The organism is Bradyrhizobium sp. Leo114, assembly GCF_055229415.2.
In genome coordinates, this window is record NZ_JBUYEN020000053.1 from 18,059 (window position 1) to 44,016 (window position 25,958).

Annotated in this window: 27 protein-coding genes and 4 pseudogenes; 18 read left to right on the forward strand and 13 right to left on the reverse strand. The window is 63.1% G+C overall.

All coding sequences use genetic code 11. The annotated features are described in order from the left end of the window. Position 1: 1 nt before the first annotated feature. The 3 genes from ACZIRK_RS37860 to ACZIRK_RS37870 form a co-directional block, all read right to left on the reverse strand. Positions 2 to 1,054 carry a DNA-processing protein DprA gene (locus ACZIRK_RS37860; protein ID WP_130230589.1) on the reverse strand — a complete coding sequence of 351 codons (1,053 nt, stop codon included), beginning with the start codon at positions 1,052 to 1,054 and terminating at the stop codon, positions 2 to 4. Between the two features lie 188 nt (positions 1,055 to 1,242). Further along, positions 1,243 to 1,920 carry an SMC-Scp complex subunit ScpB gene (gene scpB / locus ACZIRK_RS37865; protein WP_474419240.1) on the reverse strand — a complete coding sequence of 226 codons (678 nt, stop codon included), beginning with the start codon at positions 1,918 to 1,920 and terminating at the stop codon, positions 1,243 to 1,245. Between the two features lies 1 nt (position 1,921). After that, positions 1,922 to 2,863: a DUF1403 family protein gene (locus ACZIRK_RS37870; protein ID WP_474419241.1), complete on the reverse strand. Its 942-nt coding sequence runs from the start codon at positions 2,861 to 2,863 to the stop codon at positions 1,922 to 1,924. A 298-nt stretch (positions 2,864 to 3,161) separates the two neighbouring features. Between ACZIRK_RS37870 and ACZIRK_RS37875 the strand changes: the two genes are divergently transcribed. From ACZIRK_RS37875 to ACZIRK_RS37885, 3 genes are read left to right on the forward strand one after another with little or no spacing between them, the layout of a single operon-like run. After that, positions 3,162 to 3,416: a type II toxin-antitoxin system Phd/YefM family antitoxin gene (locus ACZIRK_RS37875; RefSeq protein WP_130231981.1), complete on the forward strand. Its 255-nt coding sequence runs from the start codon at positions 3,162 to 3,164 to the stop codon at positions 3,414 to 3,416. Then, the gene (locus tag ACZIRK_RS37880) at positions 3,416 to 3,823 is read left to right on the forward strand and encodes a type II toxin-antitoxin system VapC family toxin (protein WP_130231983.1); all 408 of its coding nucleotides are present in this window, start codon (positions 3,416 to 3,418) and stop codon (positions 3,821 to 3,823) included. The genes ACZIRK_RS37875 and ACZIRK_RS37880 overlap by 1 nt, the downstream gene beginning before the upstream one ends. Then, complete coding sequence (locus tag ACZIRK_RS37885; RefSeq protein WP_463702736.1) at positions 3,820 to 4,902, forward strand: tyrosine-type recombinase/integrase; 1,083 nt, start codon at positions 3,820 to 3,822, stop codon at positions 4,900 to 4,902. The genes ACZIRK_RS37880 and ACZIRK_RS37885 overlap by 4 nt, the downstream gene beginning before the upstream one ends. Positions 4,903 to 4,923: 21 nt before the next feature. On the opposite strand, the pseudogene ACZIRK_RS37890 reads toward ACZIRK_RS37885, so the two are convergent. The 6 genes and pseudogenes from ACZIRK_RS37890 to repA form a co-directional block, all read right to left on the reverse strand. Further along, positions 4,924 to 5,342 (reverse strand): annotated as a pseudogene (locus ACZIRK_RS37890) (PIN domain-containing protein). Beyond that, the gene (locus ACZIRK_RS37895) at positions 5,339 to 5,587 is read right to left on the reverse strand and encodes a type II toxin-antitoxin system VapB family antitoxin (protein WP_130230078.1); all 249 of its coding nucleotides are present in this window, start codon (positions 5,585 to 5,587) and stop codon (positions 5,339 to 5,341) included. The pseudogene ACZIRK_RS37890 and the gene ACZIRK_RS37895 overlap by 4 nt, the downstream one beginning before the upstream one ends. A 124-nt stretch (positions 5,588 to 5,711) precedes the next feature. Continuing rightward, a complete protein-coding gene (locus ACZIRK_RS37900; protein ID WP_130230076.1) occupies positions 5,712 to 6,329 on the reverse strand; it encodes a hypothetical protein in 618 nt (205 codons plus the stop codon). An 85-nt stretch (positions 6,330 to 6,414) separates the two neighbouring features. Further along, positions 6,415 to 7,743, reverse strand: coding sequence for a plasmid replication protein RepC (gene repC, locus ACZIRK_RS37905; RefSeq protein WP_130230074.1), 1,329 nt, complete (start codon positions 7,741 to 7,743; stop codon positions 6,415 to 6,417). A 277-nt stretch (positions 7,744 to 8,020) separates the two neighbouring features. After that, positions 8,021 to 9,049, reverse strand: a complete 1,029-nt coding sequence (gene repB, locus ACZIRK_RS37910; RefSeq protein ID WP_130230072.1) for a plasmid partitioning protein RepB — start codon at positions 9,047 to 9,049, stop codon at positions 8,021 to 8,023. Further along, positions 9,046 to 10,260, reverse strand: a complete 1,215-nt coding sequence (gene repA, locus ACZIRK_RS37915) for a plasmid partitioning protein RepA (protein ID WP_130230070.1) — start codon at positions 10,258 to 10,260, stop codon at positions 9,046 to 9,048. The genes repB and repA overlap by 4 nt, the downstream gene beginning before the upstream one ends. A gap of 414 nt (positions 10,261 to 10,674) precedes the next feature. Here repA and ACZIRK_RS37920 point away from each other — a divergent pair, with 414 nt between their 5' ends. From ACZIRK_RS37920 to ACZIRK_RS37980, 13 genes are all read left to right on the forward strand, one after another. Next, complete coding sequence (locus ACZIRK_RS37920) at positions 10,675 to 11,094, forward strand: acyl-homoserine-lactone synthase (RefSeq protein ID WP_245475088.1); 420 nt, start codon at positions 10,675 to 10,677, stop codon at positions 11,092 to 11,094. Further along, positions 11,091 to 12,059, forward strand: coding sequence for a P-type conjugative transfer ATPase TrbB (gene trbB, locus ACZIRK_RS37925; RefSeq protein ID WP_130230068.1), 969 nt, complete (start codon positions 11,091 to 11,093; stop codon positions 12,057 to 12,059). Before ACZIRK_RS37920 ends, trbB begins: the two co-directional genes overlap by 4 nt. A gap of 28 nt (positions 12,060 to 12,087) precedes the next feature. Next, positions 12,088 to 12,429, forward strand: coding sequence for a TrbC/VirB2 family protein (locus ACZIRK_RS37930; RefSeq protein ID WP_455998270.1), 342 nt, complete (start codon positions 12,088 to 12,090; stop codon positions 12,427 to 12,429). Next, positions 12,422 to 12,721, forward strand: coding sequence for a conjugal transfer protein TrbD (locus ACZIRK_RS37935; protein WP_027584282.1), 300 nt, complete (start codon positions 12,422 to 12,424; stop codon positions 12,719 to 12,721). The genes ACZIRK_RS37930 and ACZIRK_RS37935 overlap by 8 nt, the downstream gene beginning before the upstream one ends. 9 nt (positions 12,722 to 12,730) lie before the next feature. Beyond that, complete coding sequence (locus tag ACZIRK_RS37940) at positions 12,731 to 15,184, forward strand: conjugal transfer protein TrbE (protein ID WP_463702735.1); 2,454 nt, start codon at positions 12,731 to 12,733, stop codon at positions 15,182 to 15,184. Next, positions 15,156 to 15,953, forward strand: a complete 798-nt coding sequence (gene trbJ, locus ACZIRK_RS37945; RefSeq protein ID WP_130230063.1) for a P-type conjugative transfer protein TrbJ — start codon at positions 15,156 to 15,158, stop codon at positions 15,951 to 15,953. The genes ACZIRK_RS37940 and trbJ overlap by 29 nt, the downstream gene beginning before the upstream one ends. Beyond that, positions 15,950 to 16,135 carry an entry exclusion protein TrbK gene (trbK, locus tag ACZIRK_RS37950; RefSeq protein WP_130230061.1) on the forward strand — a complete coding sequence of 62 codons (186 nt, stop codon included), beginning with the start codon at positions 15,950 to 15,952 and terminating at the stop codon, positions 16,133 to 16,135. Before trbJ ends, trbK begins: the two co-directional genes overlap by 4 nt. A 14-nt stretch (positions 16,136 to 16,149) precedes the next feature. Continuing rightward, positions 16,150 to 17,310 carry a P-type conjugative transfer protein TrbL gene (gene trbL / locus ACZIRK_RS37955; protein ID WP_474419242.1) on the forward strand — a complete coding sequence of 387 codons (1,161 nt, stop codon included), beginning with the start codon at positions 16,150 to 16,152 and terminating at the stop codon, positions 17,308 to 17,310. Positions 17,311 to 17,353: 43 nt separating this feature from the next. After that, positions 17,354 to 18,016 (forward strand): conjugal transfer protein TrbF, encoded by a 663-nt coding sequence (locus ACZIRK_RS37960; protein WP_130583603.1) that lies wholly within the window; start codon positions 17,354 to 17,356, stop codon positions 18,014 to 18,016. A 29-nt stretch (positions 18,017 to 18,045) separates the two neighbouring features. Continuing rightward, on the forward strand, positions 18,046 to 18,873 hold the full coding sequence (gene trbG / locus ACZIRK_RS37965) for a P-type conjugative transfer protein TrbG (RefSeq protein WP_245475158.1): 828 nt from the start codon (positions 18,046 to 18,048) through the stop codon (positions 18,871 to 18,873). 2 nt (positions 18,874 to 18,875) lie between these two features. Then, positions 18,876 to 19,331 carry a conjugal transfer protein TrbH gene (trbH, locus tag ACZIRK_RS37970; protein WP_130231275.1) on the forward strand — a complete coding sequence of 152 codons (456 nt, stop codon included), beginning with the start codon at positions 18,876 to 18,878 and terminating at the stop codon, positions 19,329 to 19,331. A gap of 11 nt (positions 19,332 to 19,342) precedes the next feature. Beyond that, on the forward strand, positions 19,343 to 20,647 hold the full coding sequence (trbI, locus tag ACZIRK_RS37975; RefSeq protein WP_130583601.1) for an IncP-type conjugal transfer protein TrbI: 1,305 nt from the start codon (positions 19,343 to 19,345) through the stop codon (positions 20,645 to 20,647). Between the two features lie 206 nt (positions 20,648 to 20,853). Then, positions 20,854 to 21,606 carry a TrbI/VirB10 family protein gene (locus ACZIRK_RS37980; protein WP_245475159.1) on the forward strand — a complete coding sequence of 251 codons (753 nt, stop codon included), beginning with the start codon at positions 20,854 to 20,856 and terminating at the stop codon, positions 21,604 to 21,606. Between the two features lie 443 nt (positions 21,607 to 22,049). On the opposite strand, the gene ACZIRK_RS37985 is transcribed toward ACZIRK_RS37980, so the two are convergent. The 3 genes from ACZIRK_RS37985 to ACZIRK_RS37995 all read right to left on the reverse strand — a co-directional run bounded on the left by ACZIRK_RS37985 (position 22,050) and on the right by ACZIRK_RS37995 (position 22,836). Then, on the reverse strand, positions 22,050 to 22,214 hold the full coding sequence (locus ACZIRK_RS37985; RefSeq protein ID WP_349645142.1) for a transposase: 165 nt from the start codon (positions 22,212 to 22,214) through the stop codon (positions 22,050 to 22,052). Further along, positions 22,186 to 22,464, reverse strand: coding sequence for a transposase (locus ACZIRK_RS37990; protein WP_245475160.1), 279 nt, complete (start codon positions 22,462 to 22,464; stop codon positions 22,186 to 22,188). Before ACZIRK_RS37990 ends, ACZIRK_RS37985 begins: the two co-directional genes overlap by 29 nt. Positions 22,465 to 22,539: 75 nt before the next feature. Next, a complete protein-coding gene (locus ACZIRK_RS37995) occupies positions 22,540 to 22,836 on the reverse strand; it encodes a hypothetical protein (RefSeq protein WP_245475161.1) in 297 nt (98 codons plus the stop codon). A gap of 381 nt (positions 22,837 to 23,217) precedes the next feature. Here ACZIRK_RS37995 and ACZIRK_RS38000 point away from each other — a divergent pair. Both ACZIRK_RS38000 and ACZIRK_RS38005 read left to right on the forward strand, forming a co-directional pair. Further along, a pseudogene (locus tag ACZIRK_RS38000) lies at positions 23,218 to 23,455 on the forward strand (hypothetical protein); the annotation flags it as partial. A 1,071-nt stretch (positions 23,456 to 24,526) separates the two neighbouring features. Next, a pseudogene (locus ACZIRK_RS38005) lies at positions 24,527 to 25,559 on the forward strand (IS110 family RNA-guided transposase). A 155-nt stretch (positions 25,560 to 25,714) separates the two neighbouring features. Here ACZIRK_RS38005 and ACZIRK_RS38010 read toward each other — a convergent pair. Next, positions 25,715 to 25,958: pseudogene (locus ACZIRK_RS38010) on the reverse strand (hypothetical protein); the annotation flags it as partial.

Genomic DNA, 25,958 nt, shown 5'->3' on the forward strand with positions numbered 1-25,958 from the left:
GTCAGAGCATCGACGTCTGGGTTGAAGCAGAGGCTGGTCGGAGCTCCGGTTGCTCCCCGGCGATCAGGCGCGTCTCCAGCAACTCCAACATAGAGGCGTAATCCTCTCGGCTCGCCAGCGGCACCGCCACGGGCTCGTCCCGGAAGCGCGCCAAGAGGATGCGACGATAGTCACCCTCAGCCCGCACGGCGTCGGCGAACCGCATCGCCGGCAGTTGAGTCATGGCCAAGATGCCCTGGCTCTTGGGCTCGGCCGCGTGTCGTCCCTGTGGGACGGGTGCAAAGAGCAGGCGATTTTGCTGAATCGTGAAGCGAACGGTGTGCATGGAGCCGCCCTTGATGTCGGTCTGCATGACGAACGTCGCGATCGAGAGACCGCTTTGGAGGCGGTCGCGTTGGACGAGGTTTCGGGGGGACGGCGGCACGCCAAATGGCTGCTCGCTGACGAGCATGCCGTCCGTCTCAAGAATTTCAGCGGCCAGCTTGGCGTTTTGCCTAGGGTATATGCCATCAAGCCCACCTGCCATCACGGCAATCGTCCGTCCGCGATGGCGTAGCGCAGCCTGATGACTGAGCGTGTCGACGCCCGTCGCGAGACCGCTGACGATTGCCCAATCAGCACCGACTAGTGTTCCGATGATTCTATCGCTGACGATTTCTCCAAACTCGGACGGCTCGCGCGTGCCGATGCAAGCGACACTACGAAGTGGCGGCAACTTGCCTTTGACGAAGAGGACAGGCGGACGGTCGTGGAGTGAGCGAAGCGCCGTTGGGTAGTCTTGATCAAACACGGAAAGGACACGTACGCCGCGCCGATCGGCCTCGTCGAGCACGCGCTGAGCCTTCTCACCAGCGTTGGCCAATGCAGTCGGTTCATGAAGGCTTTCGATGACCGAGGCTGAAACTAGTGACCGCAGTTTCGCAGGCTCGGCGTCGGCAATGGCGGCGAGAAGCTGAAACCGCTCCGCGAGGCGTTCGGCTGTTGCGGGGCCAATGCCACGCAGCGCGGTCAAAGTAAGAATGCCGGCAGCAGTTCGCGTCTCGGTACTGATCATCGAAATCAACGCCTCTCGGAGAATTGGTCGGATATCAGTGTTTGGGCGATGTGTTTAATTGACGGGTCATGGCTCACCTCCGCATTCCCGGTTTGGTTATCGGGCCAACGACAGATACGCGCAGGTCGGTAGTTTCCCTTTGGAAGCCCGTCAACCTCCTAACCGATATAGCTCTAGGCCATAATCGGTCAATCTGCAGCTTGTTCGTCATCGACCTGGTCCTCGTCATGTGCCGGCAAGGGATCCGGAAACTCCCCGGCCAGCATTCTATCTTTACTGAGCAGGCCGGCGTCCTCCAGCATTTCCATATCCGGAAGATCGCGCAGCGTCTCCAGGCCGAAGTGCGACAGGAAGCCCTTGGTGGTCACGTAGGTGTAGGGCGCGCCGGGTTGCGGGCTGCGCGGGCCGCTCGCGATGAACCCCAATCCGCGCAGACGGGCGATGGTATCGCGGCTGACCTCCTTGCCGAAGAAGGATGACAATTCGCTGCGATTGATCGGCTGGTAATAGGCGATGCAGGCGAGGATCAGCGCTTCGGTCTGCGACAACGCCTTGTCGCCGCCGGCAGTGCCGATCGCCGCCCGGATCGCCTCGGCGAGGTTTTTTCGGGTGCGGTGCTGCCAGCCGCCGGCGACGGAGACGAGCTCGTAAGGCCGGCCGCGGAGCTCGTCGCGGATATCGTCGATGATGAGATCGAGGTTGCAATCGCGGCCGACGACGCGCGTCAGGACCTCACGCGTCACCGGCGCCGGCGAGGCGAAGATGACAGCCTCGACCCGGCCCATCCATTCGCGCCAGCGCAGCTCCGGCGGCAGGTCGGCGAGCTCGGTGTCGAGATCCGCTTTCGGTCGCGCGCGCCGTCCCATCTCAGAGCCCGTACAATCGAAACGTCGGCCGTCCCGTGAGCTCGCGCACCGCGCCGAGCGACACCAGCCGCTCAAACAGCCGTCGCGTGCTGCGGTCGCTCGCGGTCTTGCCTGGGCGCGCCGCCTGGGCGTCTTCCATCAGCAGGATCAGGACCATCCTGCCGGCGTCGCGGCCGCGCAGCTTCGGTGCGGCCGCGAGCAGCCGGTTGGCCCGCCGCACGAGGTCGGCGTAGAGATCCGATGCGGCTGCGGCGGCGCGTGCATAGGCCAGCGCGCAGGCCGCCAACCAGGCCTCGTCCGGGCCGCCAACCTTGCCCGCGGCGCGCAGATCGCCGCGTCGAACTTGGCCGGCGATCAGCGGCACGGCGATCGGCCATTTCAGGCGGTGGGCGAGCACGATGTCGGCCAGCCACAAGGCCAGCGGTTCGCTTGCAGGGACGAAGCGCATGCTCATCGCCGCGATCTCGGCGGCGGCCGCGACGGCGCTCCCCTGCCCGGCCGCCAGCTTCGCTGCGGCGGTGACGACGTCCACGAACGCGTCGTCGAAGCTCAGTTCGAACCGAAGGGCCAGCGTGATCATCCAGTCGTCCGGCACCATGGCGGCGCGCTCGCCGAGATACCGCCACGCCTTGAGGATGCGCCCGCCCGGGCCGGGGTCATCGGTCTCGCGGCGCAGATACCAATGGTCGCGCAGCGTCGCCTCGTCCTCGGTGCGCCCGCCATGCCGGGCGAGCACGGCGGCATCGGCGAGCGACAGACGATGGCGCCAGAGCAGGCCGAGCGGGTGCTCGCTGCGGGCGATCGGATGGATCGCGGCCAGTGCCGCACCGGCGAAAAACGTCGCATCATCAACGGATTGCCCGGATAAGGCCTGCCGGCCCCAGGTTGGAAAGGGTGGGAAGGTCGGTGGGGGGTCAGGGAGGGTTCGCGCGCGCGACGGCATGACCAATGGTAATCGGTCACGGCGCTTTACACCATCAAAAACGCCACAAACCGCCGCGCCTGTCGGTGGATAACAACGAGCGATAATGTTGCCTTATCGTTCGTTTTTCTCTTATATAGAGGAATGCCCGATCTCGCCGCCGAGACCTTCGAAAATGGTGCGCCAGAGCGCTCGAAGTCGCCTGAGAGCCCGGCTCCAGGCGTGATCTTTTGGCCGTCGACCCGTCGGCGCCCATCCTTGACGTCGACGACGACGCCTTCTAGAAAATAGCTAGCCTGTCTAGCTAGGACCGTGCAACATGGAATGGCCGCTGCAGGACGCCAAGAACCAGTTTTCCAAGGTGGTGCAGAAGGCCCGCCGCGAAGGCCCGCAGGTCGTGACCCTGCGCGGCGAGCGGGCCGCCGTGGTGTTGTCGGCCGCCGATTACGACGCGCTCCGCTCCGGCCGGCCGACCCTGGTCGACGACTTGCTGGCCGAGCCCAGCTGGGATGACGACCTGGCCGAGGCCGTGACGCAGCGCGCCAAGACCCCCAGCCGTGACGTGGCGTTCTGATGTATCTGGTCGACACCAATGTCGTCTCCGAGGCGCGGCGCGGCTCTGTGCAGGCCACCGGCTGGCTGCGCGCGGTCGATCCGGCCAGCGTTCACCTCAGCACCCTCACCCTCGGCGAAATCATGCGCGGCATTGCGCTCAAGCAGAAGTCGGACCCGAAGGCGGCTGGCTATCTGGCCGAATGGTTGCGCAAGCTGCGCCACGACCACGCCGACCGCATCCTGGCGGTGACCGACCAGATCTCCGTCGAATGGGGCCGCATCGCCGCGATCCGGCCGCGCGGCGATATCGACGGGCTGATCGCCGCCACCGCGATCGTCCACGACCTCATCCTCGTCACCCGCAATGTGGGGGATTTCGAGGATACGGGCGCCACGGTGATCAATCCTTGGGAGGCCTCGGCATGAGCCACCCTCCAGCGACCGCTTCGGAACCACTCGCGGCCGCCCCGTCCGACGCGGACCTCCCCTCCCCTCTCCCGCCATCACAAACCGGGCTGCCGGCGCATCTGGAACGGCTCGCCGATCGCGCCCGCGGCTATGTCGAGGCGGCGAGCTCGGCCAACACCCGCCGGGCGTATGCCTCCGACTGGAAGCACTTTTCCGCCTGGTGCCGGCGCCAGGGCCTCGAGGTGCTGCCGCCGTCGGCGCAGACGGTCGGGCTTTACATCACCGCCTGCGCCTCGGGCGCCGCGACGGCCGATCGCCAGGCCAATTCGGTCGCGACGATCGAGCGCCGGCTCTCAGCGCTGGCGTGGAACTATACGCAGCGCGCGACGCCCTTGGACCGCATGGACCGGCACATCGCGACCGTGCTCGCTGGGATCCGCAACACCCACGCTGCCCCGCCCCGGCAGAAGGAGGCGGTTCTGCCGGAAGACGTGATCGCCATGCTCGAGACACTCAATCGCGGCACGCTGCGGGGCTTAAGGGATCGCGCCATGCTGCTGCTCGGCTTTGCCGGCGGCCTGCGGCGCTCGGAGATCGTCGGCCTGGATTGCGGCCGCGAGCAGACCGAGGACGGCCGCGGCTGGATCGAGATCCTCGACAAGGGCATGATCGTCACCCTGCGCGGCAAGACCGGCTGGCGCGAGATCGAGATCGGCCGCGGCTCATCGGACGCGACCTGCCCGATCGTCGCTCTGCAGACCTGGCTGAAGCTGGCCCGGATCGGTCACGGCCCACTGTTTCGCCGCGTCACCGGCCAGGGAAAGGAGGTCGGGCCGGATCGCCTGGCCGACCAGCAGGTCGCCCGGCTGGTCAAACGCGCGGCGCTGGCCGCCGGGGTGCGCGCCGATCTGCCGGAAGGCGAACGCGAGGAAAAGTTCGCCGGCCATTCGCTGCGCGCCGGCCTCGCCTCCTCGGCCGAAGTCGACGAGCGCTACGTCCAGAAGCAGCTCGGGCACGCCAGCGCCGAGCAGACCCGCCGTTATCAGCGCCGGCGCGACCGGTTCCGGGTGAATCTCACCAAGGCTGCGGGCCTTTGACGCCGCTCCCCTGCCGGCGCCTTAGGCTGCGAAATTCCACGGCGAAATCAATTCGAGCCCTGTGGACGCAAAATCATTTAGGTTCCGCGTGGCCAATCGACCGCCGTTGACGCGGGCGATGGCTGCAATCATCCCGTCGGGCGCCGACATCGGTTGGCCACGCCGTGTCGCCTCCCCCATGATGTCGCCATACGCCAGCGCGGCCTCTCCGTCAGGCCGAAGATCCGATCGGCGAATCGTTGGCGCCAATCCAACAAGCCGCGTTCCAGGCGCTCGGCGCGTTGATCGGGCCTGATTTTCTGAATGCCGAACGCGATCTCGGCGATTGTGACCGTGGGAAGCGCAAGCTCCGCATCGTGACGGACCAGCCAGGCGATTACGGCGTCGTCGGGCGCCTTCCTCAAGGTCTCCGAGATCACATTGGTGTCGAGAAAGATCAAAGTTCGGGTCCGGTGTGGGGCCGGCGGCCCTCGCGGATGATTGCCTCGAGGTCGATATCCGCACCGCCATTGGCCCTAAGGCGGGCGTAAAACGCCGCCGGCGGTTCGCGCCCGGCCGCGCGCTCCTCATAGGCTTCCAGCGCGCGTTCGACCACGTCCGCGATCGAGCGATTCTCCCGACGCGCAAGCCGATGGGCTAGATCTCGTGCCTTGGCACTGCGGACTGAAAGTTGCGGTTCGGCCATCTACGACTCCTCCCCTAAGCATATAGGAGGAACGGTGAGCCATCAAGATGGCAGCTGCTGGCTAGCCAGCTTCACTCGATTTTGGGCCATTCATCGAACGGAAATCCGCCAAGCCGCGTGCCGCTTACGAATTCAGCGCCTGTCGAGGTGCCGGCTCAGCCGCAGCGCGCACCTTGCTCATCACCTCGCCCATCGCCATTCGGAGCTCGTCCTGGGCGTCGTTCAGTCCGACATGGCCGGTACAAGCCGCAAGGGCTGCGAATTTCAGTGCGGCTAACATGGCGGCTTCGCTGCCCAGCTCGCGCGAGACCTGCTTCGCCGGATGCGTCTCCAGCACGGAAAGAGCAGACTGGGTGATCGTTTGGCCGATCTCGTCGATGAGATCGTCAAACGCAGCAAGCTCAAGATCGTCTTCCGAGCGGCTCGGCCGCGGCACAGGCGGGGCATTTCGGACGGCAAGCGTCACTTCGCCCACCACCTCGTCCACCAGGCCAACGATCTCGCCGGCGCGCGCGTCGAGTTCGTCCCATGGGATGCACCGTGTCCCAAGGCCTTCCTGGGCGCGGTGTTCCGCCGGGGTCCGTGCCGCGATGCGGGCGTTGATCGTGAGACCTGAGCGATCATCGCCAAAGATCGTCATGATCCGCACCCGAGCCGGGCGGTCGCCGAGGCCGCGCAGCTCCTCGGCCCGTTCCAGGGCCGCTGCGATCGCGCCGCCGACAGATGTCGTGTCTCCGGTCAAATCACCCTCTCCCATCCCTTGTTGGCCCGAAAAACCGTAGCCGAGTCGGCTTCAACGACGGAGTCATTCCTGGCGCCGATCCGGGTCATTTCGGCCGCTTGGCCAGCGAGGCACGCAATTCGGCACTGGCCTGGAAGGCGCCGGCTTGCGTGGGTTTCCCGGGTTTGAGGCTGGCGGGACCGCTGCCCGTCGGCGGTGGGGTTGGCTTCGATCCGTCGAGCTTGGCGCGCAGCAAGGCCATGATCATCGGCCAGACCGAGAATTTCCCGGCCTTGGCGCGGTCGGTCAGGCTGCGCAGATAGCCGCCGGCGCTGCTGATCTGGTCCGCTTTCTGATGGATCGCAGCGAGCGTGATTGCGGCCTGCTGCTCACCCAGGACCTCCCGCGCGTCGCGCCACGCGCTGGGGCTGATCCCCAGCATCGGCCGGGCAAGCTCCGCGGCGGCCACCAAATCCTTCCAGTGCCGGATTTCGCCGCCTTTGATCAGCCAGCGTATGTTGGGGCAGGCATCCAGCACAATTCCCAGCGGGAGCTCGCGCTTCGGCAAGCGCCGCAGGTTGTGGTTCGCCGCGGCGTTGCCGCCCGCTTCATCTTCCTTCGCCGGCCCTCTTTCAGATTCAGATGGAAGGTCTGGATTTGAATTCTGTATGTGGCGACCAGAATGGGACTCATTGGCGTCCGGATTCTGTGTTTTCGCGAACGTTTCGAGCAGCTCACGGATCTCGCGCCAGAGCGTTTCCATCTCGCCGCCGATGCTTTCCAGGAGCTGTCGTGGTGCAGTCCGTGGAATCCGCCCGGCGATCTCCTGGTAAGCCTGCTGAAACCGCTTCCAATTTCCCGGCACGCCCTCCTCAAGCCCGGCCTCGATCATCTTGACGATGTCCCGGCGCAGGATGGTGAGACGCTCCTTGGCTACGCGGAGCGCCTTCTTCTCGGCCTGCACGGTAGCCGCGAGCGTCTTGTACTCCTCGGCGCGGGCCACCATCGGAGCCAAGTCAAAGCCATAGGCCTGCTCGATCTCTCCGCCCTGCCCCTTGCGCGCATAGCGCTTGCCGTTCGGGCTGTCCCTGCGAATGATCAAACCGCAGTCGACCAGGACGGCGAGATGCCGGCGTAGCGTCGTCGGCGGCATCCCGTTGGCCCGCGCCATCAGCTGCTCGTTGGAGGGCCAGACGATCAACTCGCTGTCAGCCTCGAGCGCGATCTCCGGATGGAATGACAACAGCGCGTGCAGGATCGTGAGCGCACGGTCGGTGGCGCCGAGAACCTGGCGCGCCTCCTTGATGTGCTGAAAGACGTGCCATTTGTGAACAATGGCGGTCTCTGGCTTTGCCTTCGCGGCCAGCTGGCTCGAAATCATGCCAAGCGTCATCGGCCGCCGCCCAAAGGGCGTCGTTGATATGGATTGCGTCATGGTTGTGTCTTTCAGCTTTTAGGCAAAGCGAAAGCGCTCACCAAAACGGTGTCCAACGCCTCGAAGAGGCTCTTGACTGTGATTCGCGGAAGTGAGATTCTCGTTGCCGCCAAACATACGAGAGAGGCTTCCGGGACACTGTTTCGGGGGCCTTTCTTTTTACCGCATGCTACCTCTGTGTTTGTTGCGCCATCGTCCGGCTTCGGCCGAGGCCTCCGCCCTTCCCGCCGCCCAACCAAACCTTGTCATCTGACAAGGTTTGACCGCGCGCCGAAAATCACTCAGTGCCCTCCCGGTCAAAAAATCTTTCCACCAGACCCGGCAGCTCTTCCTCGAGGAAGGCGCCGAACTCAGACGCGTGCTTGTCGGAGACGGTAAGTTTGATATCGCCCTTTGAGAAAGTCGCTTTGCCCAAGACCCTTCCTGCCGGGCTACGCAGCTCGAACTCATTATGAGATCGCGCCGGCGGCTGCCTTACGGCTGCAAAGACGAGCTTGAATCGATCGTCGGAGGGCAGCGTCGAAACCTTGTCAGCTGACAAGGTTTTGCGCACCCGATCCAACGCAGGCGGGTCTTCTCCAATCGCAGTCGCGAGCGCGACCCAGCGGGGCCGGCCCGCCTTCGGCGCCCGGCCTATCGCCTCGATCACCTCGACCGGGACGGCTCGGCAGACCGCCCGGAGGCGAGCAAGCTCCGGGTCGTCGATCGAAAGAGCGGCTCGGATGTCGCGGGGCTTGATCCCGGCCTGATCCATTCGCCACGTGAAAAGCGCGCGCTCGATCCAGCTCAGATCCTGACGTGCCGCGTTCTCGATACCCTGAGCGACGACAAGTTCGCTGTCCGACAGCGCGACAACCGTGGCTTTGACTTTGATGCCGAGATCCAAGGCCGCCCGCCAGCGCCGATGGCCATAAACGACTTGGTACCGGCCATTGGCGATCGGATGCCGCCGGACTTGGATCGGCACCTTCTGGCCTTCTTCGGCGATGAGTTTCTTGAGCGCTTCGAACTCGACCTGGCTGTCATCGGGCAGCCGGTCTGGGAAAGGCGATGGATCGATAGAGGAGGGATCGAGCTCCGAGCCGCCACCGGCGTCGACCAGCGCTTGGAGCCGGTCACGCTCTCCTCGCAACTCCGCCAGCGAACGCTGTGTTGCTCCGATCACCCCGGCTCCAACACGGGCCGGAGGTTGGATCGGCGTATCCGCGCTCGGGGAAGGAGAGGGGCTGGACGGCGCCATCTCGGGCTCGGAGAACGAGCCGAAATTGGCGAGGATCGATCGACCTGAAGGACGTTTATTGGTCATGCGCGCCCCCAAGCCCGAGCGATCAGTGCGAGGATCTGATCATTAACCGCATCAATGGATTCTCGTGCGCGCTTGGTGGTCGCGGCCGAGATGTTGCCCGGTTCCAGCTCATAGAGCGTGCGCTTCGCCAAACCAGCGGTCTCGATGGCTGAGCTTGCGATCGCGGTTGCTGTCAGCACGTCTTCCGTGAACAGGTGCCGAAGCATGGTCACGACCCGGACTTGAGATTGGTCGAAAGGATCGTGCCGGGTCACGACATAGCGAAGGAAGTCCTGCTCCATCGTCGCGCCGGCTTCGCGGATGACCGATATGAGATCGCCCATCATCAGCAAGAACTGGCTCATCGACATGACATCGAGCATTGCAGGGTGGACTGTCACGAGGAGCCCGGTCGCCGCATAGATGGCACCCAACGTCAGGAAGCCGAGCGAAGGTGGCGTGTCGAGGATGATGACATCGTAGGCGTCTTCGACGTCCGTCAATGCGAGGCGCAATCGTTCGAAAAAGATGCTCTCGGAGTCCGCCTGCCGCTTCGACAAATACCGCGGCGTCTCGTGCTCGTACTCCATTACCTCGATATTTCCGGGAATGAGGTCGATACCAGTGAAATAGGTCGGCCGGATGATGTCAGCGATGGGTCGACGCTCGTCGTCGTAGCGCAGGGCCGCATAGATGGTCTCGTTCTGCTGGACATCGATCTCCGGCTGCGCACCGAACATGGCCGACAACGACGCTTGGGGATCGAGGTCGATCGCAAGGACGCGATAGCCCTGGAGAGCCAGATAGTGGGCAAGGTGCGCGCTGGTTGTCGTCTTGGCACTGCCACCCTTGAAATTCGCGACCGCCAGAACCTGCAGATGCTCGCCTGGCCGACGATGAGGCAAGAACCTCAAGGCATCTGCCGGACGCTGAGCGGCAAACAGCTCGCGAAGCTCATTAATCTGCGCGAGCGTATATGCGCGATGGTTGTTCTCCAGCCGGGCGGGAAGGGGGCCTTTCCCTTCGTTCGACATCAACTTGAGAGTCGATTCCGGAATCGAGGTCAGCTTCGAGACCTCATGGGTCATAAAATGCCGTAGACTTTTCTGAGCGTCCGGGGGATACATCTGCTGACGCCTGGCCTGCAGATGTTCAGAGAGCATTCCCGCGTGCCGGATAATCTTGTTGGCGGGATCTTCAATTTGAATATCGGTCCGGGCCTGCGCTTCCATTGCCGATTCATTCCTTCGCTGTCGGCCAGTAGGCGGTTTGCCGCCCTTTGCCCGCTAAAGCTAGGTCACGATTCTCGGCTTTCGTCCAGTCCTTTAAGGTTAACAGATACTTAACGGCGCCTTCTCGCAGCACAACGTAAGCCGCTGATTCGTACTAATTTGCTCAATGTTATCGCGGGCTTATCTTGCAGGCCCAAACGCCGCGATGACGTTTCGTCCCCCCGTTAATCTTACAGTCCAGGCGTATCCTTTTGCCGCCGGATTTCGATCGCCGACAGACCCAGAATCGACGCCCACGAAGCGACTCACGCAACTGGGAGCTCGCCGGCCCCCCGTTAATTCAACAGAGGGTCCGAGCCGCCGCACCATGCTGACTTACCTCCGTTCACGAGAACGCGACGGAGGATTCGGCGAATGCGGGCAATTGCGATTGATGCCAACGAACACGGCGGATTGGGGTCTCTGGTCGATGAGATGCATCAGTTGCGCGCCCGGGTGTTCGCTGGCCGGCTCGGTTGGCGGGTAAAGATTGAGAACGGCCGCGAGCGCGATGAATACGACGCGCTCGACCCGACCTACATCCTGGCCCTGACGGAGCGCGGCGACCTTGCCGGCTGCGCCCGTCTGCTCCTGAGCACGGGCCCAACCATGTTGTCGTGCACCTTCCCGCAAGTGCTCCCGGGGGGGCGGGCCACGGGGCAAATCCACCATGGTCGAGAGTTCGCGCTTTTGCGTCGACACGCGAGGCGAGAGGAGGCCAGGCCGGTTCCTGCGGTCCGACCTGCGCCGCGTTCAGCGCGTCGCTGCGTGAGCGATGGCGGGCGATTGCCATGACCGAACTTCCTTCGCATCCGCGGCTTGTCCGCAAACTCCAGGACGCGCTTGGCGACCAGATCTGCGCCGCGCTCGATGATCCGGCCGTTGTCGAAGTGATGCTCAATCCAGACGGCCGGCTTTTCATCGAACGGCTCGGCCACGGAATGGCAGCGGCCGGAAACTTGCCTGCCGCGACCGCCGAGATCGTTATCGGCAGTGTCGCGCATGCGCTGCAATCGGAGGCCGACGACGAGCGTCCGATCATTTCAGGCGAACTGCCGATCGGCGGTCATCGCTTCGAAGGTTTGCTGCCGCCCGTCGTCGGCGCCCCCACATTCACAATCCGAAAGCGGGCTTCGCGTCTGTTCGATCTCGAGGATTACGTGACGCAGGGCGTGATGACGGCGGACCAGCTCGCGGTCATCCGCAACGCCATCGGATCGCGCCTCAACATCGTCGTGTCGGGCGGCACGGGCTCGGGTAAGACCACACTCGCCAATGCCGTGATCGCGGCGATAGTCGCGCACGCGCCTGAGCACCGCCTTGTCATTCTCGAAGACACGGCCGAGATCCAGTGCGCCGCCGAGAACGCCGTCTCGCTTCACACGAGCGACACGATCGATATGGCGCGCCTGCTCAAGAGTACGATGCGGTTGCGACCCGATCGCATCATTGTCGGGGAGGTACGCGACGGTGCGGCACTCACGCTGCTCAAGGCCTGGAACACCGGCCATCCCGGCGGCATCACGACTATCCACGCCAATAGCGCAATTTCGGCGCTGCGCCGTCTCGAGCAGCTCACGGCCGAAGTCAGTCAACAGCCCATGCGCGAGGTCATCGGCGAGGCGGTCGATCTGATCGTCTCGATCGAACGAACGGATCGCGGCCGCCAGGTCCGCGACGTGCTCCATGTCGAGAGCTTCTCGGCGGGCCAATATCAAACCCAATCCTACGCCCGGAAGGAGGAGCGCCATGTCGCTTAACCGCATGATGATTGTAGGTGCCGGCAGCATGCTGCTCGCACTCGTGATGTTGGATCCAGTTTTCGCGTCGACCAGCGGCGGCGGCAATCTTCCCTGGGAGAGCCCGCTTCAGCAGATCCAGCAATCGATCACGGGGCCCGTGGCTGGCTTCATTGCCCTTGCGGCCGTTGCGGTTGCCGGCGGCATGTTGATCTTCGGCGGCGAGCTGAACGATTTCGCGCGACGCCTCATGTATGTCGTGCTGGTCGCCGGCATTCTCCTCGGCGCCACGCAGATCGTCGCTCTATTCGGCGCAAGCGGCGCGTCGATCGGCGACGTCGCGCCCACGATGCCCATTGGCAGAAGGGCAGGGGATCTCGGTCATGGCTGAGGTCGGCGCCAATCTTCGACGCAATCGAATCCATCGCGCGCTGTCGCGGCCGAACCTGCTGTTCGGCGCAGACCGCGAGCTCGTGCTGCTAACTGGCCTTGCCGCCGTCATCCTGATCTTCGTCGTGCTCACCTGGTACGCCGCAATCCTCGGCGCGGCGATCTGGATCGTTGTCGTCGCGGCGCTTCGGATGATGGCGAAGGCCGACCCGATGATGCGCCGGGTCTATGCCCGTCACATCTCCTATCGGCCTCACTACCGGGCGACCTCGACGCCCTGGCGTCGATACTGAGGTCCGCTCATGGTCGCGCTGCGCTCCTTCCGTCACTCTGGCCCGTCCTTCGCCGATCTCGTGCCATATGCCGGGCTCGTCGCGAACGGGATCGTGCTGTTGAAGGACGGCTCGCTGATGGCGGGCTGGTATTTTGCCGGGCCGGACTCGGAGAGCTCGACCGACGCTGAGCGCAACGAGGTCTCGCGCCAGATCAACACCATCCTGGCGCGCCTCGGCTCCGGCTGGATGATCCAGGTCGAGGCGGTGCGGGTGCCGACCACGGATTATCCGGCGCGGCAGGACTGCCATTTTCCCGATCCGGTGACGCGCGCGATCGACGACGAACGCCGCAACCACTTCGAGCAGGAGAGGGGACATTTCGAGAGCCGCCACGCGATCATCCTGTCCTGGCGGCCGCCCGAGCGTCGCCGCGCGGGTCTCGCGCGCTACATCTATTCCGATGCCGAGAGCCGATCGGCCTCCTATGCTGATACGGCGATCGAGAGCTTCCGCACCTCGATCCGTGAGGTCGAACAGTATCTCGCCAGCGTTCTGTCCATCCGGCGCATGGAAACGCGCGAGATTGAGGAGCGCGATGGCACGCGCATAGCGCGCTACGATGAACTGTTCCAGTTCATCCGCTTCTGCATCACCGGCGAGAATCACCCGATCCGCCTGCCGGACATCCCGATGTATCTCGACTGGCTGGCTACGGCCGAGCTCCAGCACGGCCTGTCGCCGATGGTCGAGAACCGCTTTCTCGGCGTCGTGGCGATCGACGGCTTTCCAGCCGAGAGCTGGCCGGGAATCCTCAATTCCCTCGATCTGATGCCGCTAACCTACCGCTGGTCGTCGCGCTTCATGTTCCTCGACGACCAGGACGCGCGGCAGAAGCTCGATCGCACCCGAAAGAAGTGGCAGCAGAAGGTCCGCCCCTTCATCGACCAGCTCTTCCAGACGCAAAGCCGCTCGATCGATCAGGATGCGGCCGCCATGGTGGCTGAGACCGAGGATGCGATCGCGGAAGCCTCTTCGCAACTCGTCGCCTATGGCTATTACACGCCGGTCATCGTGCTGTTCGACGAGAGCAGCGCGCGCCTGCAGGAGAAGGCCGAGGCGGTCCGTCGCCTGATCCAGGCCGAAGGTTTTGGCGCGCGCATCGAAACGCTGAACGCGACGGAAGCCTTCCTCGGCAGCCTGCCGGGCAACTGGTACGCCAACATCCGCGAGCCGCTCATCAACACGCGTAACCTCGCCGACCTGATCCCACTCAATTCGGTGTGGTCGGGCAATCCGACCGCGCCATGCCCGTTCTATCCTCCGGGCTCCCCGCCGTTGATGCAGGTCGCATCCGGCTCCACACCCTTCCGGCTGAACCTGCATGTCGACGACGTCGGCCATACGTTGGTGTTCGGGCCGACGGGTTCCGGCAAGTCGACATTGCTCGCACTGATCGCTGCGCAGTTTCGGCGTTATGCCGGTGCGCAGATCTTCGCCTTCGACAAGGGCCGTTCAATGATGCCGCTGACGCTGGCCGCCGGCGGCGACCACTACGAGATCGGCGGCGATGACCTCGACGGTGCGGCGGCGCTCGCGTTCTGTCCATTATCGGACTTGTCAACGGACACAGATCGGGCCTGGGCGGCAGAATGGGTGGAGACGCTCGTTGCCGTGCAGGGCGTCTTGATCACGCCCGATCATCGCAACGCCATCTGGCGGCAGATCGGCCTGATGGCCGAGGCGCGCGGACGATCGCTGTCGGATTTCGTGTCGGGCGTGCAGATGCGCGAAATCAAGGATGCGTTGCATCACTACACCGTCGACGGTCCGATGGGTCAGCTGCTCGATGCCGAGAGGGACGGCCTGCAGCTCGGATCGTTCCAGACCTTCGAGATCGAGCAGCTGATGAATATAGGCGAGCGCAATCTCGTCCCGGTCCTGACCTATCTGTTCCGGCGAATCGAGAAACGGCTGACCGGCGCGCCAAGCCTGATCATTCTCGACGAGGCCTGGCTGATGCTCGGCCATCCCGTCTTCCGCGACAAGATCCGCGAATGGCTGAAGGTGCTGCGCAAGGCCAACTGCGCGGTGCTGCTCGCCACGCAGTCGATCTCGGATGCCGAGCGCTCCGGCATCATCGACGTGCTGAAAGAGAGCTGCCCAACGAAGATCTGCCTGCCGAACGGCGCGGCGCGTGAGCCCGGCACGCGCGAATTCTATGAGCGCATCGGCTTCAACGAGCGGCAGATTGAGATCGTCGCGACCGCGGTGCCCAAGCGCGAATACTACGTCGCTTCGCCAGAAGGCCGTCGCCTCTTCAACATGTCGCTCGGCCCTGTCGCGCTCTCCTTCGTCGGCGCGTCCGGCAAGGACGACCTGAAGCGCATCCTGGCGCTGAAGAAGGCCGAGGCCAATTGGCCCGTTCACTGGCTCAAGGAAAGGGGAATCGGCCATGCCGAGTCGCTTCTCGCCGTTTCGTAGGGCGCTCATCGTCGCCATCATCATCGGACCACCCGCCGTGGGTCCGGCATTGGCCGGCGCCGCGGCCGGCGGCTCCACCGAATTCACGCAGATCCTTAACAATGGCGAACTGGTGAGCCTCGTCGGCCATTCCACGACGCAGATCAACAACCAGATTCAGCAGATCTTGCAGCTCGCCCAGCAGATTCAGAACCAGCTCAGGATCTACGAGAACATGCTGCAGAACACGGCCCAGTTGCCTTCGCATGTCTGGGGGCAGGTGGAGAACGACCTCAAGCAGTTGCAGAACATCGTCAACCAGGGCCAGGGCATGGCGTTCTCGATGGGCAACATCGACGACGTGCTCAAGCAGCGCTTTCAGAGCTACGCGCAGTTCAAGACCAATCTGCCAAACGGCGCGAGCTTCGGTTCGACCTATCAGACGTGGTCGACGACGAACCGCGACACGATCTCAAGCACGCTGCAGGCGGCGCGGCTCACCTCCCAGCAATTCGCGACCGAGAGCTCGACGATGGCGCAACTCCAGACGGCCTCCGAGAGCGCCGACGGACAGATGAAGGCGCTGCAGGTCGGCCATGAGATCGCCGCGCAGGAAGTCGCCCAGATGCAGAAACTACGGGGTCTCGTCGCGCAGCAGACCACGATGATGGCGACCTGGTTCCAGTCCTCGCAGGCGAGCAAGGATCTGTCGCAGGCCCGCCGCGAGCAGTTCTTCAAGGCAACAGCGCCAACGACCACCGGCGGCCAGACCATGGAGCCCCGTTGGTGAGACCGTCCACGATCATCATCGTCGTTATCGCGATTGGCGCCTGCGCTGCAGGGGCCTGGCTGGTCTTCGCGCCGCGCGCGCCGGTGCCGGCACAGGGCGCGGCATCGCGCACAAGCGACTTCTTCAAACCCCCGCAGGACTACAAGACGTCCGGCGGCCAGCAGATGAAACCGCGTTGGTAGAGGAGGGGGCGGGGATGCGTGGGATTAAACCAGGGCTCGCTCTGATCATTGCGATCGGCATTGTCGTGGCTGCGCATCCTGCCTTGGCGCAGCAGGACGGCAGCGTTCTCACGACGCTTCAAAATTCGGTGACGACGGCCGCGAAGGGCTGGCAGACGACCGTCATGCAGGCGGCGAGGTCGTTGTTCTGGATCCTCGCGGGCATCGAGGTCGGCCTTGCCGCGGTCTGGCTCGCCATTCAGACCGCCGCCCTCGACGCCTGGTTCGCCGAGATGGTGCGGCGGATCATGTTCATTGGCTTCTTCGCCTTCGTGCTCGACCAGGGACCGAATTTCGCGAAAGCGGTCGTCGACAGCCTCTATCAGATCGGTGCTGGCGGCGGCTCGGCATCGCCCGCGGATGTGTTCAACGCGGGTCTCAAGGTCGCCTCCGCGATGTCGCATAACGCGCAGTTCGGCCTCTTCCAGGACAATGCGCTGGCGATTGCCTCAGTATTCGCGATGGTGATCGTGGTGATCTCCTTCTCGCTCGTTGCGGCGATCTTCGTGGCGGTGATGGTCGAGATGTATGTCGGTCTGCTCGCCGGCATGATCATGCTTGGCCTCGGCGGCTCGTCCTTCACCAAGGATTTTGCCATCCGCTATCTGGTCTACGCGTTCTCCGTCGGCATGAAGCTCATGGCGCTGGTAATGATCGCCAAGATCGGGTCCGACGCCTTGCTGAACCTCGCCAACCAGACGGGCACCGGCAACGACGCCTTTGTCGGGACGCTGGCGATCGGTGGCATCTCCGTCGTCGTCTTCATCATCTCGATCTACGTGCCGAATATCGTACAAGGCGTCGTGCAGGGCGTCTCCGTCGGCAGCGGCATGGAAGTGGTGAAGCATGCGGGACAGGCGGCGAGCTTCGCGGCTAGCGGCGCCAGCCTCGCCCTGGGAGGCGCGAGGGCAGGGGCAGCCGGGTTCAGCGCCGCGCGGGCCGACGGCGCCTCGTTTGGCGCAGCCGCCCTCAAGGCCATGACGCAAGGCATCGGCTCGGCGGGCGGCGCGCTCGCCTCCGCCGCGCGCGACCAGGCCATCGGCGCGCCAGGCTCCTTCGGTACGTCGACGCTCGGCCTCGCCAACGCCAAGCTCGATCAGCGGCGCTCGCAGCGACAATCGACTGGAAAGACTTGAGCCGATTCAACCCAATAGGTGATCAGTGGAGACCCTTTCTCGAATGGCCGCGCGCAATCCGCCCGACAACCCCTATCTCGCCGCCCGACAGGAATGGAACGAGCGCTACGGCTCCTACGTAAAAGCGGCCGCGACGTGGCGCACCATCGGCATTGTCGCCATGGTGATGGCGGTGATCGGCTTCGCCTACGCGTTGTTCCAGAGCACGCAGGTCAAGCTCGTCCCGTATATCGTCGAAGTCGACAAGCTTGGGACCGCCTTGAGCGCCGGCTATCCGCAGCAGATCGAATATGCGGATCCGCGGGTGGTGCGCGCGACGCTCGGAAGCTTCGTCTCGAACTTCCGATCGGTGACGCCCGATGCGGTCGTGCAGAAGCAATATATCGATCGGACCTACGCGCTGCTGCGGACCTCCGATCCCGCCACGCAGAAGATCAATGATTGGTTCCGGAGCAACTCGCCGTTCGAGAAGGCCAAGACGACGACGGTCGCCGTCGAGGTCAACAACATCGTCGCTCTGTCCAACCAGTCCTATCAGATCGACTGGACTGAATTCGAGCGCGACAGGAAAGGTAAGGAAACCGGCGAGCACCGCTTTCGCGGCATCGCCACTGTCACGCTGACTCCGCCCCAGGACGAGCAGACCATCCGGCTCAATCCGATCGGTCTCTACCTGCGCGATTTCGACTGGACGGCGCAACTATGAAAGGGGCGGGGACGCCGATGCACCCAAACATGATCAGACTTCATACATGCGTTGTTCTCGTGGCATCCGCCTTCGGCTTGCTGCTTGCCAATGTCAGCGCACACGCGCAGGCAATGAACGCCAAGGAGCGAAAGGGCACAAGAATTTCGAGCCAGTGGCGCGGATCGACCGGCCTTGTGACGCGCGGAAAGGACGGCAAGGTCGTCTTCCTGTTCGGCGAGGTCCAGCCCTCCGTCGTCTGCTCGCCGCTCGAGGTCTGCGACATCGAGCTCGAGGCCGGTGAGGTCGTGCGCGATGTGCTGGTTGGCGATACCGTACGCTGGAAGGTCGAACCGGCGACGTCCGGAGCGGTCGGCGGACAAGCCATCCACCTGATCGTCAAACCGTCGGAGCCAGGGCTCGTCACCTCGATGGTGGTGACGACCTCGCGGCGAACCTATCACATCCAGCTCAAGTCGAATGCGACCCAATACATGGCGCGCGTCGGCTTTGAATATCCAGAGGATGTCGGCGTCCGCCTCGCGGACGTCAACGCGCGCATTGGCGCCGACACGATTCCAGGCGCCGGTGTTCCCGCCGAGCAGTTGAGCTTCGCCTACAGCGTGAGCGGCAACGCGTCCTGGCGGCCAACGCGCGTCTACAGCGACGGCGTGAAGACCTACATCCAGTTTCCATCGTCGCTCTCGGGCCAGGATGCACCGGTCCTGTTCGTCGTGTCGGGCGGTCAGAACCGCATCGTCAACTATCGGCTGAAGGGCGACATGATGGTGGTCGACTATCAGATCGACACCGCCATTCTGGTCTCCGGCGTTGGCTTTTGGAACCAAGACAAAGTGACGATCCGGAGGGGAGGTTGATGATGCGCCAGCTCTCCTCGATGCCTCGGCTTGTCCTTCTCTCCGTGCTCAGCCTGCCGCTCGCCGGCTGCGCGACCTTCGGCGGCGGCGGCGCCCTGGTGGCGAGCTCGGCGCCATCAGATCTGTCCAGTCCCGCGGCTTCTGCGATCGCCGGCGACATGGTGACGAAATTTGCCGAGCAGGTCGGGCCCGGCGATCGCACCATCATCCTAAAGCCCGACGGCACGCCCTTCGGCCAGGCGCTGGAGACGTCGCTCAAGAGCTGGGGATATGCGGTCGCGACCGATCAGAAGACCAAGGGCGAGAAGACCATTCCACTCGCCTATGTGATCGAGTCCTACAACGGTCAGGTCCTGGCGCGCTTGTCGACCGGCAGCGTCGAGCTCGGCCGTGCTTATAGCGCAACCGCCGCTGGCGCATCGCCGGCCAGCCCGCTCTCCGTTATGCAGCGCGGGTAAAGGGGGTCATCATGGCGCAATCGCTGAAGCTCGGCGGCGCTCCGGAGGGAGCGGAGGGCAGGGGAATCCGTCGCCTGAACCGGCTGCCGATCATCGTCGCCATCGTGCTGGTGATCGTGTTCTTCGCTGTCATCTTCTACGGCTTGACCTCGCGCGGTCTGTACTTCCGTCGCGAGGCCGGCATCGACACCGCCTCATCGAACTCGGCATCGACTTATGCCGATCAACTGAAGAAGGGCGTCGCTAACGGAATCATCGGCGATCAAGAGGCACAGACCTTTCAGCCGGCACCCCCGCAGCCGGACAGACGAAAGCCGGCAGGCAATCCCTTCTCCGGCCGACAACAGACCGAGGCGGCGGCCGGCCCGCAGCTCGAACCCGACGCACTATGGCGGGCGCGTCTCGAGCGCGAGGCGCAAGAACAATATCTGCGCGAGCGGCAACGCCAGCGTATGGCCCGCGTGCAGGCCAACGATGCCGCCTATGACTCACCGCTCGCCGTCAATGTCAGCAAGCTGCAAACATCGAGCGCACCCGTGAGCAATGCACCACAATCAACAACGACGACGCCACGCGGTCTTACAGGCGGCGCGTCCGACCTTTACGCGGCGGCGCTGCGTGCCGGCTTTGGCATGCAGAACATCGATCCGAACGGGCAAGCGGCGAAAGAGGATTTCTTCAACGCGGACCTCAAGAAACTCGGCTACCTACCCAACAAGGTGGTCGCGCCGACATCCGCCTACGAATTGAAACGCGGCTCCGTCATTCCAGCGACGCTGATCACCGGCATCAATTCCGATCTTCCCGGGCGCATCACCGCCCAGGTCAGCCAGAACGTCTACGACAGCGCCACAGGGCATCAACTGCTGATCCCGCAGGGCGCCAAACTGTTGGGACGGTACGATTCCAAGATTTCATTCGGGCAAAGCCGCGTCCTTGTCGTCTGGACTGACATCATCTTCCCGAACGGCTCGACGTTGCAGATCGGAGGCATGGCAGGCACGGACGCGGAAGGCTATGGTGGCTTCAATGATCAGGTCGACAATCATTATTTCCAGGTGTTCGGCTCGGCGATCCTCATTGCCGCGATCGGTGCGGGCATCGATATGTCGGTGCCGGCGAGCTCGCCGTATTCATATCGGCAGACACCCGCAGATGCCGCGCGAAACAGCTTTGCCGAGACCTTTGGCCGGGTCGCCGAACAGACGATTAGCAAGAACCTGAACGTCCAGCCCACACTGGAGATTCGACCGGGCTATGTGTTCAACGTCCTCGTCGACCAGGACATGGTTTTCCCCGGCGCTTACCACGGATAGGACTTCGAAGATGAACAATCAGTCGGCGGCCCCAGGAGGGCGTCGGGATCGTGACAAAGGGGCTGCTCGGCGGGAGGAGCGGACAATGGTCGAACAGCAATGCTCAAACGCGGCCTCGGCGCGCTCGCGCTTACCGCATTCGCCTTTCTGATCATCTAGGGACCTGGAAAAGCGATAAGCCGGTCACGGATTCGGCCCGAAAGCTCATGATCCGCCAGGCGGCGGCCTTCGAGCCCGTCGCGGAAACACCCGCCGCACCGGTCACCACGGCATCCATTCCGGTCGCACCTATCTCAGCCACGCCGACGGCCCCCGCGCCGGTTCCCGACCAGATGCTCGAAAGCGCGCGGCGCGCACCGGTGCTGGCCTATAATCGGCCGGTCGCATCGGGACGTTCGGCCCGCAACGACCCGACCGGAGGTGTCTCCGTGAATCCCTATGATTTCGGGCGGGCCGAGCCACGCAATGAGCTTGCCGACAAGCTCAAACCCACGGCCATCGAGGGCGTGCGGGCGGCGCGGCTGACCAATCGCAATCTTCTGGTTACCCAGGGAACATCAATCCCTTGCGTGCTCGAGCCCGCAATGTCGTCGGATGTGGCCGGCTTCGTCTCCTGCGTCGTGCTGCGCGACGTGATGTCGGATTCCGGCAACGTTGTGCTCATGGAAAAGGGCACGCAAGTCGTTGGCGAATATCGCGGCAATGTCCGGCGCGGCTCCAAACGGATGTTCGTTCTATGGGCTCGCGCCAAGACGCCGACAGGTGTCATCGTGGCGCTGGCCTCCCCCGCCACGGATGCGCTCGGTCGCGCAGGGTTCGACGGCGACATCGACACGCACTTCTGGGAGCGCTTCGGCTCGGCGCTATTGCTGTCAATCGTCGGCGATGCCTCTTCGATCGGGCGCCAGCAACTGCAAGACGGCTCGATCCAGATCAACAACACGGCTTTCGCTAACTAACGGACAGTAGTTTCGCTAAATCGCGGACAGCGTGGCGGCGCTGGCTTTTGGTTGCCTGGTTGTTGAAGTCAATTTATGCGGTTCTGGAGAAGAACTATCCGCCAGCCCTGGCCAGGCTGTACCGTGCTGAGCGCATTGCCAAGCTTTTTTTGCGATCTCCGCGTTCGTGTTCTGGAATGCGCAGTACAGTCCCAATCAGGATGGCGAAACTCATTTGAACAGGTTTGAGTGTGACCAACTGTATGGCCTCCCATAGCGTCGCCTAGCCTGCCCCAGTCATCGCGTCGGCCTCAAAAATGGCAGCGGAGGAATTCCTTCGAAAGCTATACGTTGGCATAGCCAAAGCTCCGGATCCTCCGCCAGCGAGATTTTGGAGCCACTAGGACTCACCTTGACGGACGACCTGTGAGATGGGGGTGCGGCCCTGGAGTTAACCCCACGTGCTATAGCCTATCGCTAGGATCGTCCGCCGCGGCCAGAACCGGCATTACGAAAAAACACATGCAGTGGACCGGCGCCTTGGCGGCTGACCAGGCCGCCTCGACCAGCATGGCGCGCGCATGACTGCGGCCGATCTTGCTAATACGGCCGTGATGGGCGGCTCCCAGTGGCGACTTGCCGCACCCGCGGGTTCAGCCCGACATAGCTCACCAGCTTCTGCGCGCTGTTGAACCGGCTGATGTCGCCGATCGCCGCCACGATGCCGGCGGCGACCGCCAGATTCACGCCAGTGATCGTCATCAGTCTGTTGACCGCGGAATCCTCAATTGCGTCCTGCGCGATGTCGCGGTCGAGCAGGGCAGATCTTCCGCAGCCGGTCAAGCTCACGGACGTGCCGATCGATGGCCGCTCGCTCATCGTCCGGCAACTTGTGAGTGGCCAACCACGCCCGGCCGCGGGCGTTGAAAAGATCGGCATGTGGACACTTCGGGATCAAGTGTGCGTGCAGGATCGAATGCACCTCGTCCTGGAGCCGCGTGCGATGCCGCACGACCTGGTAGCGCCGTGCCACCAGTCTGCGCTTGCGTTTGGTCTTCGCGTCAGGCGTCCAGATCTGCGGCAGGTATCCGCCGCCTGCAGACTGGCGAGCGTGCCAGCATCGATCTTCTCGGTCTTGACGTAGGCCTGGGCGATCGCCTTCACCTGCAACGGATTAGCGATGATCACCCGCGCCACAAATGGCGCCAGCACTCGCGAGACCGCCATGCTGTTGCCGGTCGCTTCGAGCACAACTTCTCACTGGCCAACAGGGTCTTGCCAAATCCCTGCAGCGCAGTCCGCGTCATCAATGCGGCGTGCATGTCGAAGCCTGCCGTTCTCCCAACAATTTCCCGAAGGTTCGCTGGACATCAATACCAATCAGCGTCGCATTCGCGTCTCTGCCAGACACATGACGGGAGCTGCGGGCGACACGACAACTACGGATTCGCGCTCTCGGCGCAACCGGGCGAGTCGCAGAGGCGGCCAGCTACTGACGCGAGCTCTTGGCCAATCGTGTGTATCGGCCTGCCCGCACCGTGCTCCCGGTGGCTCTGTCCCGATGGTCGCACCATACGCCACGATGTTGCACACCGCAGCGGAACGTTGGCACCGAGACATCTCATACCGATTACCAACCCCATCGAGAGCACTTCGCACCGTGCGGCACAGAACGGTGCGCGGCTCGTTGTCGCGCAAGCTGGTGATCGCCGCATCAAAAGCCTGGCGGCGGCTCAAAGGCACAAATCAGTTGCCGAAGCTGATCGCGGGTGTCAGATTCAATGACGGCATCGAGGTCATCCAATGCCGGCAAACGACGTCCCCCGGATCACCTCGTCACCCAAAATCCCGCATAGCTCGCTGTGTGTGAAGGCGGCGGCAAGGACGAGGGCCTCGAAAACCTGTGAGTGTGTACAAGCGGGGCGACTCGAAGCCAGAGCCGAAGACGTTCGAGTTCGGACGGCGGATGACGATGAGGCGTGGGGCAGTCAGCCGGTTGGACTGACAGACGTTCAGATAGGGCGCGGTTCGGCTGAAGTGCCGGGCTGCCCTTTAACTATCGTGCATTGTGATTCCCGTGCAGCCCGCCTCAGGCGACTGTTCTCCACTGGTACGTTTGGCGAACGCAATGCGAACCAGGTGTTCCGCCCGGCGAACACCCTCGCGGCAACGCCAGATGGTTTGGAGGACAACTGTCAGTCTCGCAGGGAACTTAGCAAATGGAACTGCTAAGCTCACAACGTTTGTTCCGCACGGGAGTGCTGCACGATGGGTGACGAGTCCCGTACCGAAACTCTCCGCAAAATGACTGAGCACCAGATCGAAGCTGTTGCGGCGGCTATCTGTGAAGGCAAGAGCGCCGTCGAAGCCGCATGCCGTCTGGAGTGGCTTACCCGTCAACTGGTGCGGGAAGAGGTGCCTCCGAGGAAAGGCGCCTTGCGGCGGGCTGACCTGAGCTGGGAATTCCTTATTAGAAGCCGCCCTCCGTCTCAGCCAACTTCCGGAGCGTGCAGAGGTCAACACGTCCGTCTGATGGAGTATCAATGTAGTCTATATCTACTCCCGGTCTGTCAAGACACTCCGCTTTACACACGGCTTCTCCTGCGCTCAACCTTTGAACCGAAAAATACTTCCGGCTAAACCCGGTTCGATGACATCTAATAGTGTAGGGCACGGATCCCACTCCGTTGAGAGCGACAGTATATCCATCTTCCTGTAACAGTGCGGCCGACCATTTTTGGTAGGTCCTTGGGGGCGCGTTTGCGTCGCGATCACCGAGGCTCTCGAGCTTCAAACCGACATTCTGAAATAGAATTATGAATCCTTTCCAATCCAGAGTTCCAGTGCATCAAAAGTGATGGTGTGGAACGGCCCTTCGAACCGGCATCAAAAGTGCCTAACGTGGTCGCGTTGAGAAGCGCCACAAAGGAAGGACCGTTCCATGGAGAAGATTATCACAGTGGGTTTGGATTTGGCTAAGTCGATCTTTCAAGTTCACGGCATAACCGAAAGCGGGAAAGTTCTGGTTCGCCGCACGTTGCGACGATCGCAGGTGCTGCCTTTCTTTCGCGGACTTCCCTCCTGCTTGGTGGGTATGGAGGCCTGCGCAAGTGCGCATCACTGGGCGCGCGAGATCGCCGCGCTGGGGCACTCGGTCCGCATGATGCCGCCAGCCTACGTGAAGCCCTACGTCAAACGAAATAAGACCGACATGGCGGATGCAGAAGCCATTTGTGAGGCGGTCACCCGGCCGACGATGCGGTTCGTACCGATGAAGACTGCCGAACAACAAGCAGCCGGCATGATCTTGCGAGCGCGAGAGATGCTGATGAGACAGCGGAGTCAGACTGCAAATGCTCTGCGCGCTCATATGGCCGAATTGGGCATTGTCGTGGGGACAGGCATGGCAAGCATCACGAAACTTCTGGGGCTGCTCCGGGACAGGGAAGACGATAGGATCCCCGCTACCGCCCGCTTTGCCCTGATCCACTTCGCTGAACAAATTGAGCTACTTACCACCCGTATAGAGAAACTCGATAAGGAGATTTTGGTTGCCGTCAGAAAAGATCCCGACGCGAGGCGTCTGATGAGCATTCCCGGTGTCGGTCCTCTCATCGCAGCTACCGTTCGGACATCGGTCTTGGATGCTCGTTGCTTTGCGACTGCACGAGATTTTGCGGCTTGGATGGGGCTGACGCCGAGGGCACAGTCGAGCGGCGGGAAAGAACGGCTCGGCGCGATATCGAAGCGCGGAAATCGGCAACTACGGACACTCTTAATCGTCGGTGCGACCTCTATCATCAAGCTTGCTAAACGAGGTTTGAAAGTCCCGCTCTGGGGTTCGGACCATGCTGCAACGACGGCCGGTCAAGGTCGTATCCGTGGCGCTTGCCAATAAGATTGCGCGCACCATTTGGGCGTTGCTAGTCAGAGGCGGCATCTATCAGGCGCCGGCTGCAATGCTGAAATCCTAATCTTAAGAGCTCATCGGCGGAAGAGGAGAGCTGCCGAGGAGGCAAGGTGCAATCTGGATGAACACTGAATGACGACATTCCCGGTAGCAGTCAGACCGCCTGACTCACTGCGCTTCGAGCGCGCGAAATTGATTGGGCGATTGCTTCCGCGGATATCATCGTGGCCAGCGGCCAGGTGCCGCGTTCACAGGCCGAACATATGACCGCACCGTCATCTCTTGTTCAACCAGAGAAAGATCTTGCAGCCCGGGCCGTTCCACATATGAGTCAGAGCGCATTGCCTCATCAAGAATGTTACCGGAGAACTGACCGTCAGGGTTGGGGCGGCGATACCGAATCGGATCGGTGTCGCCGATGGCAGGACGGATCAGCATGGGTGCGCGGCGCGAGCTCACGGCG

Coding starts and splice junctions, on each gene's coding strand:
- ACZIRK_RS37930 (WP_455998270.1), top strand. CDS start 12,088: ATGCTGCTCGCACTCGTGATGTTGGATCCAGTTTTCGCGTCGACCAGC.
- ACZIRK_RS37935 (WP_027584282.1), top strand. CDS start 12,422: ATGGCTGAGGTCGGCGCCAATCTTCGACGCAATCGAATCCATCGCGCG.
- ACZIRK_RS37990 (WP_245475160.1), bottom strand. CDS start 22,464: ATGAGCGAGCGGCCATCGATCGGCACGTCCGTGAGCTTGACCGGCTGC.
- repB (WP_130230072.1), bottom strand. CDS start 9,049: ATGACCAATAAACGTCCTTCAGGTCGATCGATCCTCGCCAATTTCGGC.
- scpB (WP_474419240.1), bottom strand. CDS start 1,920: ATGGGACGGCGCGCGCGACCGAAAGCGGATCTCGACACCGAGCTCGCC.
- trbL (WP_474419242.1), top strand. CDS start 16,150: ATGCGTGGGATTAAACCAGGGCTCGCTCTGATCATTGCGATCGGCATT.
- ACZIRK_RS37870 (WP_474419241.1), bottom strand. CDS start 2,863: ATGCCGTCGCGCGCGCGAACCCTCCCTGACCCCCCACCGACCTTCCCA.
- trbG (WP_245475158.1), top strand. CDS start 18,046: ATGATCAGACTTCATACATGCGTTGTTCTCGTGGCATCCGCCTTCGGC.
- ACZIRK_RS37920 (WP_245475088.1), top strand. CDS start 10,675: ATGCGGGCAATTGCGATTGATGCCAACGAACACGGCGGATTGGGGTCT.
- repA (WP_130230070.1), bottom strand. CDS start 10,260: ATGGAAGCGCAGGCCCGGACCGATATTCAAATTGAAGATCCCGCCAAC.
- trbJ (WP_130230063.1), top strand. CDS start 15,156: ATGCCGAGTCGCTTCTCGCCGTTTCGTAGGGCGCTCATCGTCGCCATC.
- ACZIRK_RS37860 (WP_130230589.1), bottom strand. CDS start 1,054: ATGATCAGTACCGAGACGCGAACTGCTGCCGGCATTCTTACTTTGACC.
- trbH (WP_130231275.1), top strand. CDS start 18,876: ATGCGCCAGCTCTCCTCGATGCCTCGGCTTGTCCTTCTCTCCGTGCTC.
- ACZIRK_RS37880 (WP_130231983.1), top strand. CDS start 3,416: ATGTATCTGGTCGACACCAATGTCGTCTCCGAGGCGCGGCGCGGCTCT.
- ACZIRK_RS37980 (WP_245475159.1), top strand. CDS start 20,854: ATGATCCGCCAGGCGGCGGCCTTCGAGCCCGTCGCGGAAACACCCGCC.
- ACZIRK_RS37895 (WP_130230078.1), bottom strand. CDS start 5,587: ATGGCCGAACCGCAACTTTCAGTCCGCAGTGCCAAGGCACGAGATCTA.
- trbB (WP_130230068.1), top strand. CDS start 11,091: ATGACCGAACTTCCTTCGCATCCGCGGCTTGTCCGCAAACTCCAGGAC.
- ACZIRK_RS37875 (WP_130231981.1), top strand. CDS start 3,162: ATGGAATGGCCGCTGCAGGACGCCAAGAACCAGTTTTCCAAGGTGGTG.
- repC (WP_130230074.1), bottom strand. CDS start 7,743: ATGACGCAATCCATATCAACGACGCCCTTTGGGCGGCGGCCGATGACG.
- ACZIRK_RS37960 (WP_130583603.1), top strand. CDS start 17,354: ATGGCCGCGCGCAATCCGCCCGACAACCCCTATCTCGCCGCCCGACAG.
- ACZIRK_RS37940 (WP_463702735.1), top strand. CDS start 12,731: ATGGTCGCGCTGCGCTCCTTCCGTCACTCTGGCCCGTCCTTCGCCGAT.
- ACZIRK_RS37885 (WP_463702736.1), top strand. CDS start 3,820: ATGAGCCACCCTCCAGCGACCGCTTCGGAACCACTCGCGGCCGCCCCG.
- trbI (WP_130583601.1), top strand. CDS start 19,343: ATGGCGCAATCGCTGAAGCTCGGCGGCGCTCCGGAGGGAGCGGAGGGC.